The 16,229-nt window shown below is 61.5% G+C and carries 11 protein-coding genes; 3 read left to right on the top strand and 8 right to left on the bottom strand.

The window, feature by feature from the left end; all coding sequences use genetic code 11:
- Positions 1-2 precede the first annotated feature (2 nt).
- The 4 genes from AC0L3H_RS01110 to tagH all read right to left on the bottom strand — a co-directional run bounded on the left by AC0L3H_RS01110 (position 3) and on the right by tagH (position 8,125).
- The gene (locus tag AC0L3H_RS01110) at positions 3-770 is read right to left on the bottom strand and encodes a PP2C family protein-serine/threonine phosphatase (protein ID WP_473516933.1); all 768 of its coding nucleotides are present in this window, start codon (positions 768-770) and stop codon (positions 3-5) included.
- Between the two features lie 159 nt (positions 771-929).
- The gene (gene tssM / locus AC0L3H_RS01115; RefSeq protein ID WP_473584184.1) at positions 930-4,487 is read right to left on the bottom strand and encodes a type VI secretion system membrane subunit TssM; all 3,558 of its coding nucleotides are present in this window, start codon (positions 4,485-4,487) and stop codon (positions 930-932) included.
- 22 nt (positions 4,488-4,509) lie between these two features.
- Positions 4,510-6,021, bottom strand: coding sequence for a type VI secretion system protein TssL, long form (gene tssL, locus AC0L3H_RS01120; protein WP_473584185.1), 1,512 nt, complete (start codon positions 6,019-6,021; stop codon positions 4,510-4,512).
- A gap of 1,024 nt (positions 6,022-7,045) precedes the next feature.
- Complete coding sequence (tagH, locus tag AC0L3H_RS01125) at positions 7,046-8,125, bottom strand: type VI secretion system-associated FHA domain protein TagH (protein WP_473584186.1); 1,080 nt, start codon at positions 8,123-8,125, stop codon at positions 7,046-7,048.
- Between the two features lie 200 nt (positions 8,126-8,325).
- Here tagH and AC0L3H_RS01130 point away from each other — a divergent pair, with 200 nt between their 5' ends.
- The 3 genes from AC0L3H_RS01130 to AC0L3H_RS01140 are packed head-to-tail and all read left to right on the top strand — an operon-like array spanning position 8,326 to position 12,153.
- Positions 8,326-10,629 (top strand): type VI secretion system Vgr family protein, encoded by a 2,304-nt coding sequence (locus AC0L3H_RS01130; RefSeq protein WP_473584187.1) that lies wholly within the window; start codon positions 8,326-8,328, stop codon positions 10,627-10,629.
- A gap of 8 nt (positions 10,630-10,637) precedes the next feature.
- Positions 10,638-11,069, top strand: coding sequence for a DUF6484 domain-containing protein (locus AC0L3H_RS01135; protein WP_473584188.1), 432 nt, complete (start codon positions 10,638-10,640; stop codon positions 11,067-11,069).
- A gap of 13 nt (positions 11,070-11,082) precedes the next feature.
- Positions 11,083-12,153 carry a HEAT repeat domain-containing protein gene (locus tag AC0L3H_RS01140; protein WP_473584189.1) on the top strand — a complete coding sequence of 357 codons (1,071 nt, stop codon included), beginning with the start codon at positions 11,083-11,085 and terminating at the stop codon, positions 12,151-12,153.
- Positions 12,154-12,156: 3 nt separating this feature from the next.
- Here AC0L3H_RS01140 and AC0L3H_RS01145 read toward each other — a convergent pair whose 3' ends face one another.
- Genes AC0L3H_RS01145 through AC0L3H_RS01160 form a run of 4 tightly spaced genes read right to left on the bottom strand, consistent with a single transcriptional unit; the run spans position 12,157 to position 16,221 of the window.
- Positions 12,157-13,044 carry a hypothetical protein gene (locus tag AC0L3H_RS01145; RefSeq protein ID WP_473584190.1) on the bottom strand — a complete coding sequence of 296 codons (888 nt, stop codon included), beginning with the start codon at positions 13,042-13,044 and terminating at the stop codon, positions 12,157-12,159.
- On the bottom strand, positions 13,016-14,119 hold the full coding sequence (locus AC0L3H_RS01150) for a PAAR-like domain-containing protein (protein WP_287374487.1): 1,104 nt from the start codon (positions 14,117-14,119) through the stop codon (positions 13,016-13,018). The genes AC0L3H_RS01145 and AC0L3H_RS01150 overlap by 29 nt, the downstream gene beginning before the upstream one ends.
- Before the next feature lie 9 nt (positions 14,120-14,128).
- On the bottom strand, positions 14,129-15,136 hold the full coding sequence (locus AC0L3H_RS01155) for a hypothetical protein (protein WP_473584191.1): 1,008 nt from the start codon (positions 15,134-15,136) through the stop codon (positions 14,129-14,131).
- Positions 15,133-16,221 carry a DUF2169 family type VI secretion system accessory protein gene (locus tag AC0L3H_RS01160; RefSeq protein ID WP_473584192.1) on the bottom strand — a complete coding sequence of 363 codons (1,089 nt, stop codon included), beginning with the start codon at positions 16,219-16,221 and terminating at the stop codon, positions 15,133-15,135. Before AC0L3H_RS01160 ends, AC0L3H_RS01155 begins: the two co-directional genes overlap by 4 nt.
- Positions 16,222-16,229 lie beyond the last annotated feature (8 nt).

Genomic DNA, 16,229 nt, shown 5'->3' on the forward strand with positions numbered 1-16,229 from the left:
CCTCAGCCTTCCGCTCTGGAAGGACCGGGATAGGCCCCATTGCGCCCGTCTCCGATCTTGACGAGCACGATCGTGACATTGTCCGTTCCCCCGCGCGCCAGCACCATCTGCAGCAGGTTTTCGCATGCCGCCTGAGGTGTCGCCGACACCGCCGCCGCCTCGATCTCGGCGTCTGTGACATGCGCTGTCAGCCCGTCGGTGCTCAGCACGAATATGTCGCCCGGCATGATTTCGCCTTGCTGGAAATCGATGACGATCTCGTCGCTGACGCCGACCGCATGGGTGATGACGTTGCGGCGCGGCCAGGCGAGCGCTTCGGCTGCGCTGATCATGCCCTTGTCGAGAAGTTCCTGGACTTCGGTATGGTCCTTCGAAATCTGCGAGATCGAGCCGTTGCGGATCAGGTAGACGCGACTGTCGCCTGCCCACAGGCAGGCAAACCGCCCATCCATCGCCAGCAGGGCGGCGACAGTGGAGCCAATGGTTACGCCGCGGGATTGTGATATCCTGCGGATTTCGGCATTGGCCCGGCTCAGCCGGTCCTCGAAGCGGGCGCGCAGATCCGGTGCAGAGCTTGCAATGCCGATCGTTGCCAGGTGATCGACGATGCTGGCCGAAGCGACTTCCCCTGCATCGTGTCCACCCATGCCATCGGCCACCACCCACAGGCCGGTGTCCGGCTCGACCAGATAGCTGTCTTCGTTGAGCTCACGGACACAGCCTTTGTGGCTGACGCCGAAGCTTTCAAAGGGGAGGGCGACATTGTTCACTTTGCCACCAAGCGCTTCTCAAGCGTCCTCTGCGGCGCACCGTCAGGCGCCCGTTCGCGCCAGTTTGCCACAGGCTCGAACGTTAGAGTATCGAAATCAACGTCCGCCCATCTGTTGCCGATGGACGGCCGCACCGTATTGGAAAATCTAGAGCTCATCTCAAAACGCCTTTGGACAGCTGAACCCGGAAAGCGCAGGAAGAAAGAGAGGGTTTTGGTCCGAACTGGCCTGGACCGTATAGGCGACATCGCGTCCGCCGATCACGAAGCGGGCTTGGGTGTTGCCGCCGGTGCCGGTGATATCAGCCTTGTCCAGCAGGCGCTTCAGTGCCCACGGGCCGTCGAACTTGATCGCGGACTCACGGCCCGGCATCTCCGGAATGAGGCTCAGGCTCGCCGACGCGGAAGCCATGCCGCTCGGCCAGGTCACCGTGCTTGGCGCGTTGCCGGCCTGGTTGCTTTGGACGATCTGGCCATCGACGTCGAGTATCGCCGTATCGGCATCGCCATGCAGTGAAAACGGCGTAAAGGTGACACTGACCGACGGCACCGAACCACCTGAAGGAAAAAAGGCGTTGCGGATTTCCGCCGCCAGCTGGAAGCTTTTCAAGGTCGACTTCGACAGGTCGCGCCCGAAACGCGCATCCTGTTTCCAGTTCCAGTCCTGGCCGGTCATGTCGATCAGCGATGCCAGATTCTGTGCGAAGAACCGGTCCATCAGGCCGCCTGGAGCGAACAGTTTCGCGAAATCCGCCATCGCAATATCCTCCGGGCCATCGCTGGCGAAGGGATAACGGCCCTCGACCATCTCCTCGCAGGCGCGCGTCACCGTCTGGTCGAGCAGCTGGTTCAAATTGGTCTGCGAGGTTTCTGCGACGTTGCCGTCAAGCTCGTCGGCGGTCGCAGTAACCATTTGGGCGAGTTGCTTGGGCAGCCGCGAGACGTTGGCGCGAAGCGTGGATATCTGCAGCTGCAGATTCATGTTGGCGCGTTCGGTTTGCGAAGGGACATCGGCCGCCAATTGCAGGCTTTGATGGATGTCGCGGAAATTCTGGGTCAGTGCATCGATGGGGCGGCGCCCAGTGGGACCGTTCACCAAAGCCTGGAATGATCTGAATTGCGCTTCGATGTTCGCCCCGGGGTTCTGGTTTTGCGCGCGAGCGGACCCCGTGCCGGCCCGGCTTTGCGATTTGCCGCCGGCGATTTGAATGCCGATGCGGGCCAATCCGCTGGCGATGTCTGCAGCGTTTTGCGGCTGGTTTTGAAGCACGCCGGTTTCGGCCTCGGAGCCGGGCTCTTCGCTGGAACCAGCGTCTCGCGTCAGCGCAGTTTCATCGGCTATCGCGGTAAAAAGCTGGTCGATTGGCGAGCTTGGTGACGCGGCGGCGGAGAGCGCGATATAGTTGTCCTCCAGCATTGCCTTGAACTTCAGTCTGTCGAGTACGCCGTTCCACGCCGCGGCGAACTCCCTGCCATAGCGCTCGACAAGTTCGGGACCGAGTTTTGGCAACTCCTGGTCGATGCCACCTTGCTCGGCGCCGCCGCCGAGAACCCACTGGTCATCGACAAGCATCTGCGCAATGCGCGAGAGTTGCCCGAGATAGAAGTCGTTGAAGCCGCTATAGGTATAGATACCGGGAACGCGAAGGCCTGACAGATCGCCGCCATCGACACGTTCGAACAACAGCTGCGCTTCCGGGCCGCCTTTGACGGAGACGGAAAAATCGTCCAGCGCTGCGGCGTATACCGCCGACTTGACCAAGGCAGAGGCACGATCGGCAAGGCTCATGCGTCCGAGCGAGCGTTGGGCGGCTTCGACAAGCGGCTGGTTGAGTTCGAAAACCGGATCATAGGCGTCGTCCAGTGCAAGCATGGCCCGCAGATGCTTTTCGAGTTGCGCCCGTCCCTCGCGGTTGTTTTCACCCGGATACCGGTTCTGCTCCCAGTCCTGCCTCATCCAGGACACGATCAGCTCGTCGTCGACCTTGGGCGCCTTGCCGCCAAGCATCATGTAGATCTTCAGCGGTTCGTAGAGCGCGGTGGGATCAGCCATTTTTGCCTGGATCGTCCGTTCGGCCTGAAGCAGCAGGCGCGAGCGGAACATGCGCTCCAGCGCCTGCCGGTAAGCTGTCTTTGATGCCGAAAGCAGCCTTTCCCGCTGACTGAGGCCGAATGTCTCCTGGATCGGGGTCGGCAAGTCACTGGTGTCGAACCCGGCCGGCAGTTCGCGCAACTGGTCGAGCGGGCCGATGACGTTTTCGAGGTCGACATCGGCGACTTCAGTGCTTTTGAGGAGCGGGTCCGCCGTCTCGCGATATTGGCTTGCCGCTTGCGTGGTGGAAGCGATCAGCGACCTGTTGGCTGAAAAGCTCAGGGCCAGGGTGCCGAGAGCCGCGGCAGCCATCAATGCTATTGCGCCAAGGCCGCCATACCTGGCGATCGCTGCACGCCTTTCAGCCGATTTGTCGTATGAGACCCAGCCGGATTCCGCGAAAATGACGCCGGTCAGAAGATCATGCAGGAAGAAGCTCTTGCCGGTGCCGGAAAGATGGGCGCGAGAGGCGCTGCCGAAACTGCGGCCGATTGCGCCCAGCACCTGGTCGATCGGCGTGCCCTCCTGCGTGCCTGACGAAAAATAGAGACCACGCAGGCTGACATTCACCTGGCCGCGGGCCGGATCGAAGATGCCGGCGACGAAACCGGCAATACGGCTTTTCAGCGCGTCAAATTGAGCTGGAAAGCCAAAGATGGCTATGCGCGCGACCGGATCGGCCTCTTCCTGCAGGCGGTCGGCCATCTCCTCTGCCAGGCGCTTTGCCAGTGCGTCGAGTTCGGCCGGTGCCTCACCGGCCATGTTCTTGCTGCGATCGGCGGTCTGGAATGTCGCGCCCCACACTTTGCGGCGGCGCTGCTCGTCGAAGCCGCCAAAATAATCCATGAAACCCGAGACAAGGTCGGCCTTGGTGAAGAGCAGGTACACCGGGAACTGGATTTTCAGTGTTTCGTGAATTTCGCGCAGACGGCTGCGTATTTCGACGACATGGGCGTCAAGCTGCCGATCATCGAGGCTGATGAGATCGGCAAGGCTGATGGCCAGAATAACCCCGTTTATCGGTTGCCGGGTGCGGTATCCCTTGAGCAGCGACAAGAAGGCGAGCCAGCTCTTCTTGTCGCTCTGCGCATTGGAATCCTGCGTGGTGTAGCGCCCGGCGGTGTCGATCAGCACCGCCTGGTCGGTGAACCACCAGTCGCAGGATCGTGTGCCGCCAACGCCGGCCACCGGCTGGGCGTCCCCCGAACCGGCAAGCGGAAAATTCAGGCCCGAATTGACCAGCGCCGTTGTCTTGCCGGCACCGGGCGGGCCGATGACGACGTACCAGGGAACCTCGTAGAGGAAATTGCGCTTGCCGCTCGACCGCTTGAGCGCAGCGATGGCTTCATTCATCCGCGTCTCGAGCACCTGCGAGTCGTCATCCCTGTCGTCGTTGCGGGCGACTATCGTCTCGAGCGCCTTTTGCGCCTTTCGCTTTTGCCAGAAACGCACGCCATAAAACAGCGTCGCGATCGCAACGATCACGCCGATGATCGTCACGCGCAGCCAGAGGGGTGCCAGCGGACGCGCGTCGGCAAAGCGGATCAATGGTCCGGCAAACCAGACGGCTGCCGCGAAACCGGCCAACGCGATCGCGCTGAATATCCGCAGCAGCCAGCCCGTCATGGGCGCTTCCAGATGGCCGTGCTCACAGCGTTTCCTCCTTGGGGATCATCAAGTCGACACGGCGATTCTGGGCGCGGCCTTCCGGCGTCGCATTGTCGGCGATCGGTTCGTCTTCACCCTTGCCGTCGACGGTGATCCGCGAAGGCTTGCTGAACCGTGGCGCCATGACAGCTGCGACGGCCTTCGCCCGGGCGATGGAAAGGTCGAAGTTGGATTTGAACTCGCTCGATTTCCGCGGCTTCACATTGTCTGTGTGGCCGACGATCATGATCGGTCCAGGCTCCGGCTCCAGCGCGGCGGCGATGTCCGCGGCGATTGGTCCAAACTCCGGTTTTATCTCGGCTCTGCCGGACGGGAACAGCAGGACATTGTTGATCTCCACGATGATGAACCTGCCCTGCGTGCCGACGCTCAGCCCGCCGCGCGCGATAGTCTTGGCCAGTGCGGCATGGATGCGATCGATCTGGGAACGGGTAGGGGCGACAGGCGGAGCGACTTTCACCGGCGCAGCCGACGGCACCACGCTGGCGCGTTCGATGGCGATCGGCGTCGACGGATCGAGCGCCAGCAGCCTGCCGGCAAGGGCATCGCCCTCGTCGGTAATGAAGACCCGCAATGCGAAGAATGCCGCCGTCAGCAGCGCCGACGCAGCCGCCGCAATCACCCAGAGCGGCAACCGGGCCGACGACTGTGGGCTGGACACCGCCAGGCTTTGCCAGTGGGGCGAGATGTCGTCGTCGGCGCGCGCCCTGAAGTAACGAAGCGTCTCGTAGACGTCGCGTCGAACGCGTTCGAGATTGTTGTCCTCGCGCGCAAGGCCTCGGTACTGGCCTTCGAACCCCAGCGACAGGCAGGCATGCATCAGTTCAAGCAAATCGTAGTGTGCCTCCGGCGCAGCCAGTATCTTGTTCAGCGCTTGGTAGAAGCCCGAGCCGGCGGGCACGACGTGAAAGAACTGTGACAGCATGCTGTGCTGCGCCCAGGCGTCTGTCTGGGGCCAAGGCAGGTTGCCGATGAGGTCGTCAGCGGTTTCGCAAAGAGCAAATTTCGCAATCCGCGCATCTTCTTCGGGAACGCCGGCTTTCTCCATTGTCCGGTCGAATTTTTCGATCGCCTCTGCGACATGTTCCGCCAGCTGCTCCGCCTGTCTTTCGACAGCCATAAGCCTGAGCTGGCCAAACAGCATCAGCAAAGGCGCGGCCGCGGCGAGGATCTGATTTGCTGCGCAATATCTGACGCTGTCCGTGGCCTGCAGCAGGATGTCCTGCTGAATGCCCGGCGCCGCCGCAAAGGAGCCGGCTGTCGCCGCTGCGCCGGGGTCTGCCCCCTGATAAATCACGGTTCCGGATGTCCAGCCCGGCGGTGCATGCCGAGCGACTGGATCGAAAACCGTTGAATCCTTGACCGGCGAGGGACCGGGGCGCCCGCCGTCGGGAACGGCCCGCTGGGGATCGGGCGCTGATTTCTCAGCCCGGCGCGGTGCGCGAATAACTGTCTTGCCCGATGGGCCGAAAGGATCGTCCTTCGAGCTCATCGCCAAACGTCCGTCCACGCGTCAGTACCGCGTGTGCGCCACATCAGGGCAAAACGGTCCCCGGCCGGGCACAGGGACGGCAGGCGCAGGACCTGCAGGCGCTGCCGACGAGGGCAGTGTCTGGAGGAAGATCGACTATATCTTTCTAACCCGCCGTAACATGACATGTGCCGCAGACCCCCAGGTCAATCAGCCTTACCCGCTGGCGAACTGTCGAAAATGATCGTAAGCTTAGAAACGGTCGATTGGAACCAGATGCAGCGCTGCGACAGGATTTTTCTTCGCCAACGACAGCGCCGTATCTTTGGGCTCGCCAAGGACGCCCTAGTTCCTCTGCACAGAGGACTTGGTTGAGAGCGAGCCTGAAAGGGATTGTCGACGGTCCAACTGCACAATCTCCAACGTCTGCGATTAGCCGCAGGCCACCACACCTTCGTCATCCCAGGGCGGAGCAGGAGCGAAGCGACGTCGCGGAGACCCTGGGATCCATGCCGTTACCTCGGAGCGTTGCTGCGGTGCAGAACCTTTGATCGCGGAGCGAGGCGCTCCCCTCTGTCCTGCCGGACATCTCCCCCACAAGTGGGGAGATCGGCCGTCATTGCGGCTTTCGCCAATGTCCAACGTTGATGAACAGGGGCCGTCAGCGAAGCTGCCAATCTCCCCCCAAGTGGGGGAGATGTCCGGCAGGACAGAGGGGGGCGCGAAGGATCACTACAGATCAGCATTTATCCTGGTCCGCTGTATTCCTCGGCTGAGGTAACGGCATGGATCCCAGGGTCTGCGCGCGTCGCTTCGCTCCTTGCTTGCCCTGGGATGACGAAGTGGAGGAGTGTTTCGGCCAATCTTCCACGCTTGCGATCTGCCACTGAGATTTGCCACCGATGGGAATTATTGACGTTCGCTGCCGATCGGCTCGACCTGTCAAAACTACTGTGTCTAGGAACTAGTACTTTCCAACTCTCCGCAGCCGAAGCCAAGCGCAGCAAACCGGTCCGATTTCCGGGGCATCTGCCAGGTTTCCGGTCTACTTTTGCTTGTCGGCTTTGGCATAGGCTTCGCTGAAATAGGCCAGGAATATGTCCAGCATTCCGTTTTCGTGTGCTTCCTCCATGGTCCGCCATTTGGCGACGAAGGCGTCCCAGGCCAGGCCCTTCTTCGATGTGAACGACGTCGGTGGGAGTTTTTTGCTGATCGCCTCAGGCGACAAATCGTCAAGCAGCCGGGAGAGCGCAGCTTGCATGGCTGCATAGGTGGCAAATTCGTGCGTCTTGAGATCGCGGAACGCGTCCTCGACACTGTGCCTGGCATCCAGGTAGCCGGATCTGCGCCGCGCAAACATGATTTCGAGGATGTCGTCGGTTCCCGGGACGAACTTCAGGGGATTGTTGTCGGCAGCGCTGATCATCGTCCGGTGCGTGCTCTTGGCCAGTATTTTCGCAGCCGCACGTGCCTTCAGCAACTGGGCCAGCTCCTCGACAACCGTCCGCAGCACCGCGCCGATTTCGGCGCCCACTTCATGCGGATCACGCGATTGAAGCAGTTCCGGCGCGATGCCGGCTGCGATAGCGATGTCCCGCAGCACCTCGTGTTTCGTCGAAGGGAGAGGCGCGGGCGTCGAAGCGAGAGGCGCGGGCGGCGAAGAGGTCGACACCGGTGCTCTCTGCCCGGGCCGTTGCGCCACCGGCTCGAAGAAAGCCTGGTCTCCGAAATTCTGCGGCCGGCCGGTTGCGACAGGCATTTGTCGCTGCGTCGAACCGTGGCTGCTTCGAGGATCACCTGTCGCGGCGCGCTCGTCATCAATCGACACCAGGACGACATAGCGGCCGATCAGCAACCGGTCGCCTTGACCAAGCCGGTGAGGGCCGGCCATGCGCTGCGTCGATCCGTTGATGAATGTGCCGTTACGCGAGATGTCGTGCAGCCAGAACGCGCCTGCCTGGTAACGCACTTCGCAGTGTCTGGCGGAGATGAACTTGTCGGGATCGGGCAAGGTCCAGTCACAGGCCTCGCGGCCGATTTCAAAGCTGCGATCACGAGCGGAGTAGCCGGTCGACATACCGGCGGGCAGGGAGACGACATTGTTGATCTGCAGCCTGATGAACATTCAAAATCGCCGTCGATCCTGTCGGGAAACTCGCCCAGGACACCCCATTATACCAGCAATTTCTGAGCGCGGCGGCACAGAAGCGTTCAAGTCGATGATTCCACAGGCGACCAGGCTGCAGCCGCCAAGGGTCCCCTTTGGTCGGTGCAAGACATGTGCTAGGCTCAGACAGAAACGAGCGGCGGGAGGGGGCACGACCCATGCCGAACGAACGTGCCACGGTTGTGCAGACGCCGGTTGGCGCTGAGCTGTTGACCTTCACGCATCTTGTCGGGCGCGATGAGATCAGTCGTTGTTTGGCCTATACGGTCGGGTTCGTAAGCAACAGCCCCGAAATCGATCCGCTGAAGATGCTGGGCGGTGCGGTTTCGATCGAAGGTGAATCCGATCCCAAACGCTGGTTCAGCGGCCTTGTCTCCGAGTTTCGGCTGACCCGGATCGAGGACCGTCTGGCATACTACGAAGCCGTCGTCAGGCCATGGCTCTGGTTTCTCGGCAATACCACCGACTGCCGTATTTTCCAGAACATGAGCGTCATCGAAATCGTCGAGGAGGTTTTCTCGAAATACAGCACGGCAAAATTCGAGAAGCGCCTGCAAGGATCTTATCCGCCGCGCGAATACTGCGTCCAGTACGACGAGAGCGATCTCGATTTCGTGCAGCGGCTGCTCGAGCACGAAGGCATCCTGTATTTCTTCGAGCATGACGAAGGCAAGCACACGCTTGTGCTGGCCGATGCCATGAGCAAGCTCAAGCCGGCGCCGGGCTATGAAAAGGTGCCCTATCACTTTGAAGGGCAGGGCTCCCGGCGCGATGTCGAATACATCACCGAATGGATTCCGGGCAGCTCGGTGCGGCCGGGCGCCTATGTCCATACCGACTATGATTTCGAGAAGCCGGGCGCCGACCTGATGGCCAAATCCGCCCAGCCGTTCAGTCACAAGCTGGCCGCGGGCGAGAACTACCGCCAGCCGGGCGCGCATCTCGACGTCGGCCGCGGCGACAGCCTGGCCGCGATACGGCGCGAGGAAATCCAGGCCGTGCACCAGCGCATCGCTGCAGTCGGCACCGTGCGCGGCCTGTATTCGGGCTGCACGTTCAAGCTGGACGGCTTCCCAAGGGAAGACCAGAACCAGGAATATCTGGTGGTCAGCGCCGAATACAGGCTGTTCGATCCGGGCTACAGAGCCCTTGCCGACGTCGAAAGCGAGAACTTCAAGGTGATCCTCGGCGTGGCGCCGACCGCCTTGGCCTATCGCCCGCCGCGGGTCACGACACGGCCGATCATGCGCGGCCCGCAGACGGCGACGGTGGTCGGCCCATCTGGCGAGGAAATATTCACCGACAAATATGCACGGGTAAAAGTCCAGTTCCACTGGGACCGTCTCGGCAAGAAGGACCAGAACAGTTCCTGCTTCGTGCGGGTTTCGCAGACCTGGGCCGGCAGCGGCTGGGGTTTCATCCAGATACCGCGCATCGGCCAGGAGGTGATCGTCGACTTCATCGAAGGCGACCCGGATCTGCCGATCATCACCGGCCGCGTCTACAACGCCTCGCAGATGCCGCCATACGGACTGCCGGGCAACGCCACGCAATCCGGCTGGAAATCCGACTCCTCGAAAGGCGGCGGCGGTTACAACGAGCTGATGTTCGAGGACAAGGCCGGCTCCGAACTGGTCAATTTCCAGGCGCAGAAGGACCACAACCTTCTGATCAAGAACGACCGCACCAAGCTGGTGCAGCACGACCAGTCCGACCGCATCGACCACGACGCCAAGCACTCGGTCGGCCACAACCTCGACGAGGACGTCGGCAACAACAAGACGGTCAAGGTCGGCGTCGACCAGACCACGGATATCGGCAACAACGACACCGAGACGGTGGGGGTGAACCGTTCGCTGACCGTGGGGTCAAACGAGACGATCCGTATTGGGGCGAACTCCACTGAAACCATCGGCGCCAATCACACGCAGACGGTGGCCCTCGTTCAGACGGTGACCGTTGGCGCTGCCCGTATCGACAGTGTCGGCGCTGCGGAGACAAGGACCGTCGGGGCGACGCGCTCTGTTAGCGTTGGCATCAGCCAGACGCACAGCATAGGCACGAGCGATACCTGGACCATTGGGGCCGATCAGAGCATCAGCATCGGTGCCGGACAGACCGTCGCGATCGCCGCATCACAGGCGACCGATGTAGGCGCCTCGCGCGTCGCGAACATCAAGTCGAACGACAGCACCGACGTGGGTGGCGGGCATATGCTCAAGATCGCCAAAGGGAGCAAGATCGACATCGGTGAGTCCGGCGTCATTGACGTTGGTAAGACGATGACGATCAACGCCAAGGATCAGATTACCCTAAAAACCGGTAGCGCCCAAATCGTGATGAAGAAGGACGGCACCATCGTCATCGAAGGCAAGGATATCACCGTAAAGGGCTCCGGAAAGATCAACATCAAGGCGTCGAGCGACGTGATCATCAAGGGCTCGAAGATCAATGAAAATTAGAGGGTGACATGAAAAACGTCATGCATCGCATCGAAGGGGTGGTGATTGGAGCCTTCCTCGGCTTCGGCGAGGAGTCGACGCCGCTGGTGGTCTTTCCGGGGAGCCCGGAGGAGACGGCCTTGCCGGCGCGGAGTCTCTGCGAACTCTCGTCGGACATGATCGGTCAGGAGGTGGCGCTGCTCTTCGACGGGGGTAATCCGCACAAGCCGCTGATCGTCGGACGCATCGTCGAACCCGTGCGTCCCGCCGCTGCCGTCCCCCATGTCATGCGCGACGGCAAAAACGTTCGCATCAGCGCCGAGGACAGGCTGGAACTGCGTTGCGGCAAGGCAACGATCATCATGGACAGCGATGGCCGCATTACCATTCGCGGCGGCCACATTACCAGTCATGCCAGCGGCGCACAGCGCATTCGCGGCGGCTCCATCAACCTGAACTGATGGCGCCGCGCTGATGGCGTCGGCAGGAGAACAGCTCTTTACGCCGCAGCGCCGCATCGCGGCCGAAGCGGTGCGCCAGCACATCGAGCAGGCGGCATTTCTCTGGGCTCAGCGTGACAACTGGGGCCAAGAGGATCCGCCGGACGAGACGGTGATCGGCGAGATCGGTCAACGCGTCGAGGTCAATCTCGACGGCCTCCGGATCGCCGGCGCGGCCGCATGGCCGGCAGCCGAACGGCAGCTTGAGGATTTTCCCGACAAGGGCGAGTTTTTCGTCGTCGGCTGGATGGCGATCGAGCAGGGCGACGCCACGCGCATCGATCAGACCGTGGCGGCGGCAAAGGAGCTGGACGAGCGGCGCGGCCTTGTCGGCGCCCTGGCCTGGCACCAGCCGCCGAAGATCGGTCACCTCGTGCACGACTGGCTGGTCGCACCGGACGCGTTCAAGCGCTATTTGGCGGTCGGCGCCTGCCTTGAGCACGGCGTCGACCCGAGGCAATTGCTCGCGCGCCTGGTCAAAGACGCCAACGCGCCGGCGCGCGCCTTCGCCTTGCGTCTCGCCGGCACCTTGAAACGCGCCGATCTGGCGCGCGAGATGGCGGCAGCGCTGGAGTCGGACGACGAGATCGTGCGGCTATGGGCCGGATGGGCTCTGACGCAACTTGGCTCCGGCGACCTGGCGCGGGTCCAATTGCGCAAAACCGCTGTCGCCGGCGGACCCGACGCGCTGGTTGCCTTGCGGGCCGCGATCACGGCCGGCCCTGAGAAGGACGTGCGCGCCTGGATGGGTGGGCTGATGCAGTCCGTCGCAACCGCCCCGCTCGCGGTGCGCGGCATCGGCATGCTGGGTGACCGCTCAATTCTGCCCTGGCTGATCGAGCGGATGAAGGAGCCCTACGTCGCCGTCGCCGCCTGCGCGGCTTTTCTGGAGCTTTTTCCGGAAGCGCGGGAGGAGACGAAGCTTTTTACGGTGGACCCGACGGAACTGGGGCCGGCGTTTGCGAAACACTTCGAGGATGATGTCGTCCGCGTGGCGTTGCAGGATCGGGTGGAGGAATGGCGGGACCCAAACCGCGCGACGTGATGGTTAAAGCGGTATCGGGTGGCCGAAAAAGTAGCGTTGGCCGGGCTGAAAGTGTCTCATGTCATCACGGTCCAGGAATTCTTCAACTGTAGCCATTGCCGCTAGGCGATTGAAACGCCCGATATCGTCATAGAATCGTGAGCAGTCTGCGCCGGTTGCCGCCTCGAAAATCATCTTGGTTCGAAATAAGCGCTCGTCCGGCTCGGACCCGGCCTCGATCTGCTGTCTGAGACTGTCTGCGACGCCTAGGACGTTGTACTCCGATCCTTCAAAAAGGGGTGTCTCAGATCGAGGTAACCTCGACGTCACTTCATCAAAACGATCTCGGACCAACTTTGCATAGAGTTCTCGATCTTCGATCGACGGCGGCTGCTCTTCATCATCAGGGTCCTCGATTCCGTCAAACAAGATGTCATTTGCAGACTCCAATTGATACGAGATATAGGCGCGGATTTGAGAAAGCGTGTCTACGTAGTTTGTTTCAAAATACAGACTAAGAAGCTCCGATATCGCCCTTCGATCGTTGGAGTTGCCAAACAGAACTGCCTGAAAATGTTTTTCGGAATCGCTATTTCCAATGTCGCTTATTGACCTTGAAAATTCTTTAACATCTTGCCACGTACCCGCGTAACTGACAATATGTATACATGAAGTCCAAACGGTGTATCCATCATTTCTTCGCAGAATTGGAGAAAGCCTCCTAAGTAGTGAAAAGTCGCCGTTCTGACAAGATAGCAAAACGCCGGCAATCACATCCAAGTCTTCGTTGCTTCCAAGTAAACTCGATACAGATTGTGACAAGCTTCCTTCATCTTCAAAATGAAAGCCAGAAGCAATTTTAACGTATTTAGAAAGAGTATCTCTAGCTGCCACTTGCTTTTGCTGCCGCATGTTTCAAATTCTGTTCAATCGCACTAAGGGTTTTCTCAACCTCGGATTGAGCTTTTTCTAGATCTTCACAATGACTACCACCCATTTCGTTGTTTGGAACCGTATTCATTGGACTATTGCAGCCGGCGCCCAGTTTCGGCGTCATATGATTTATTTGGGTAGGCCGCATCGTTCCAGCTACTTTCGAGTTGGGATCCAATTCCTGTCGAGGAACGCGCCGACCAAGTTTCTTATCCCAGTACTCTAGCGTTGCGTTCCGCTTGTTCTCCTTAAAATTGCCTTTGCACTTTTGAGCGGGTGTCTTACCTCCAGGATACCTGGTGCCTGTCGGTATGTCACAGTAGAGTGCGCATGGATCGGTTCGATCCGGATGCAGATTGTTGCATGCCGAGGATGGGTTTGTTTTGGCGGCCGCTCGTGCCGCAGCCTTCTTAGCAACTGCATTGTTGGCGGCGGCTACGAAAGCAGCTTTCTTCGGGTTCGCGTCATCCAATGCAGTCGCCCTGTTGTTTAAGAACTGCTCCTCCGGGACCAGTTTGAACGGACGACCCGTGTTGGGATCCTGTTGCCATTCATGGGCGTCTTCTTCGCAGCAGGGGCAGACACCGGAATTCAGCATCTGCTGCGCAGTCATGATGTTCAGCACCTCAAGCGACGTTAGAGGCGCTGTCGTGGTCCCGCCCGAAGCATGATTGCTGGTCGTGATATCAAAATGCCGGCAGACGTTCTTGCCTTCGAACTTCACATCCATGCACCAGGCCTGGAAGTAGGTCTTGCCGGTGATCTGATGCGTCACGACGTTGGCGCCAAACGTGCGCGTCGCCGCCTCGTCGCCGAGCACCGGCTCCTTGTAGTAGGACTTCTGCGCCAGCGCCGCACCCTTGCCGCCGATCTTTACGGTGCTCGACGCGGACTTCAGATTGTTCGAGAACGACGTGTCCGGATAGGGGATCGGTATCGGCCCCGCCGGCGGCGAGGGCGGCGACAGGCACACATCTGGAAACCGCGCGATCGACTTGTTCATGCCGTTCTCGGCGGCGATCTCCCATTTTCCGGCAAAGACGTTCCTGGTCATCTCGCTATCCTATGCCGAAACGATCGCTGCGGCCCGGCCGCCGAAAGCCATCGAGCTGCCATGCAGCGCCGCCAGATCGCCCGGCGCGTAGCCCCTGCTGAACGCCTGCTCCGCCCAGGCAAACTGGATCAGCCCCGCCGCCGCGCCGGTGTCGCCGATGCTGTCGGCCGGGTGCCACACCGGCTGTTCCGGCCGTGACTGGCGCATGTTGCGTATCTGAGCGATGACGAGTTCCTCGAAGGCGTAGGATTCACCCGCCACGTCGCTGAAGCGGAAGGCCACTTCGTGCATTTCGGTGCGCGCTTCGGCGAGCGCCGTCTTCAAGGCGCCGGCCAGTCCGTTGGCGCGGAAAGGCTCCTCGCTGATCGCGGTCGCGGTTTCCGCGCCGAGCCCCAGACCGCGGACCGTGACACAGTGCGGCGTCATCGGGCGCTTGCTCACGACCGCCAGGCATGCGGCCTCGCCGGGGATCACCCCGTCCGTTGTGTCGCTCGTCTTCAGCCGCATATGGCGGTCGAGCCAGGCCAGCGTGCGCGCGTCGATCAGGCTGTCGATCGCCAGAATGAGACAGGCCGGTGCGCCTTCGCCCAGCATTTTCCGCGCCTGCATCAGCGCCGCGAAGGCGCCGGTCTGGCCGGCCGCGATATGCGCCGTGCGCCGCTCGGTCACCGCCGAGCCATCGGGAAAACGCAGCTCGGAGAACATGCCGTTGAGCCGCGCGCCCGGCGTTTCCTTCTCACGGGTGCATAGGATCAGAGGCATCTGCGCCCAGGGCAGCGCCGCGCCGATATCGGGCTCGATGTGTTCCAGCACCAGACGCGCAAGCATGCGAAGCCGTTCGCGCCCGCGCTTGGAGGACGCGATGGCGTCGACGCGGGCGCCGCGGATCGGCATGGCCAGCCTGTCACGGTAGTCGAGTTCCTCGAAGGCGGCGATGCCGGCGCGCAGCGCCGCGCAGGTCGCGGCGGCGCTGTAGCCAACCGGCGAAACAAGGCTGACGCAGCTGACGACCGTCATCGGCGGCGGCCCCGCAGCTTGGTCAGCGCGGCGACAGCCTCGCCAAGTCCGGCGTAGTGCGGCTTGACCGCGGGCTGTTCAAGCGGTGGCCCCACCTGCACCTGCTGCAGCCTCACGAATTTGCGCGGCAGCTTCACTGCCGCGCGCCCGACCAGCACGATCTTGCCTTCGTGCGGGATCAGATTGAGCGTGTCCGGCTGCACGACCTTGTGCTCCGTGTGATCGTCGTACATGAATCTCACGGGCGTACCAAGCGTCGGCACCCTGACCTTGAACCGGCCCGACGCGTTCATATTCATGCACCCGAAGATCGTTCCCTCGCTGAGCTTCTCGACCCATTGGTCTTGCGGCGCGGTCTGAAAATACCGGTCGTCGAAATCCTGCGGCAGGAAGGGCAGCACGTTCTCCATCCAGTGCTTGTCGTACGTCCCGGCGTACCGAGCGCGCTCCCTGGCGAAACGCGGCACCGGGCCGAACCCGATTGGCTTGGCGCGATCGTTCCATATCCGCAGCCGCGATTGCGGGTCCTCGACCGAAGGCAGCAGCGTACCGTCGATGTTGCCCTGGCCGACCAGGAAACCGCTGCCGATCGGATTGATTGCGTCGCTGCGGTGCTTGGCCGGATCCGGATCGGTTCGGTCCCAGCCGCCGAACGTCAAATGCCAGGCCAGCGGCATCGACATAAACGGCATCGGACTTGAGGACTGGATGCCGAGCCCGCCTCGAAACCATCGGCGCTGCCCGGTGACGATCGCCCGCTTCTGCAGGTTTGGCCCGAACAGGCCGACTTCAACGGTTTCCGCCGGACGTCCGCCGGGCGCAACCGCCATCGCATCGAGCACCACCTCGCAATGCGGCTTCACCGGCACGAAGTCAGTCTCGACGCGGATCGATGTGGTCTCGGGATCGCCGTAATGCGTGTCGGCGAAGACGAATGGCAGTTGTTCCTTTGCCGGCGTGCAGTTGCCATCTTCGTCGACGTCAAATGTCGCGCGAACGACCGCTACGCACCACTTCACGGCATGCTTGTCCGCGAAGGGAAAAGTCTCCGCGAGAAAGGGCGTGGTGTTCTGGCTGACGAACATCAGACTTG

This window comes from Mesorhizobium sp. WSM4816, assembly GCF_055811535.1.

Excerpts from the sequence above, each read along its gene's own strand:
- tssM (WP_473584184.1), bottom strand. The coding sequence starts at position 4,487 with ATGACGGGCTGGCTGCTGCGGATATTCAGCGCGATCGCGTTGGCCGGT.
- tssL (WP_473584185.1), bottom strand. The coding sequence starts at position 6,021 with ATGAGCTCGAAGGACGATCCTTTCGGCCCATCGGGCAAGACAGTTATT.
- tagH (WP_473584186.1), bottom strand. The coding sequence starts at position 8,125 with ATGTTCATCAGGCTGCAGATCAACAATGTCGTCTCCCTGCCCGCCGGT.
- AC0L3H_RS01130 (WP_473584187.1), top strand. The coding sequence starts at position 8,326 with ATGCCGAACGAACGTGCCACGGTTGTGCAGACGCCGGTTGGCGCTGAG.
- AC0L3H_RS01135 (WP_473584188.1), top strand. The coding sequence starts at position 10,638 with ATGAAAAACGTCATGCATCGCATCGAAGGGGTGGTGATTGGAGCCTTC.
- AC0L3H_RS01140 (WP_473584189.1), top strand. The coding sequence starts at position 11,083 with ATGGCGTCGGCAGGAGAACAGCTCTTTACGCCGCAGCGCCGCATCGCG.
- AC0L3H_RS01145 (WP_473584190.1), bottom strand. The coding sequence starts at position 13,044 with ATGCGGCAGCAAAAGCAAGTGGCAGCTAGAGATACTCTTTCTAAATAC.
- AC0L3H_RS01150 (WP_287374487.1), bottom strand. The coding sequence starts at position 14,119 with ATGACCAGGAACGTCTTTGCCGGAAAATGGGAGATCGCCGCCGAGAAC.
- AC0L3H_RS01155 (WP_473584191.1), bottom strand. The coding sequence starts at position 15,136 with ATGACGGTCGTCAGCTGCGTCAGCCTTGTTTCGCCGGTTGGCTACAGC.
- AC0L3H_RS01160 (WP_473584192.1), bottom strand. The coding sequence starts at position 16,221 with ATGTTCGTCAGCCAGAACACCACGCCCTTTCTCGCGGAGACTTTTCCC.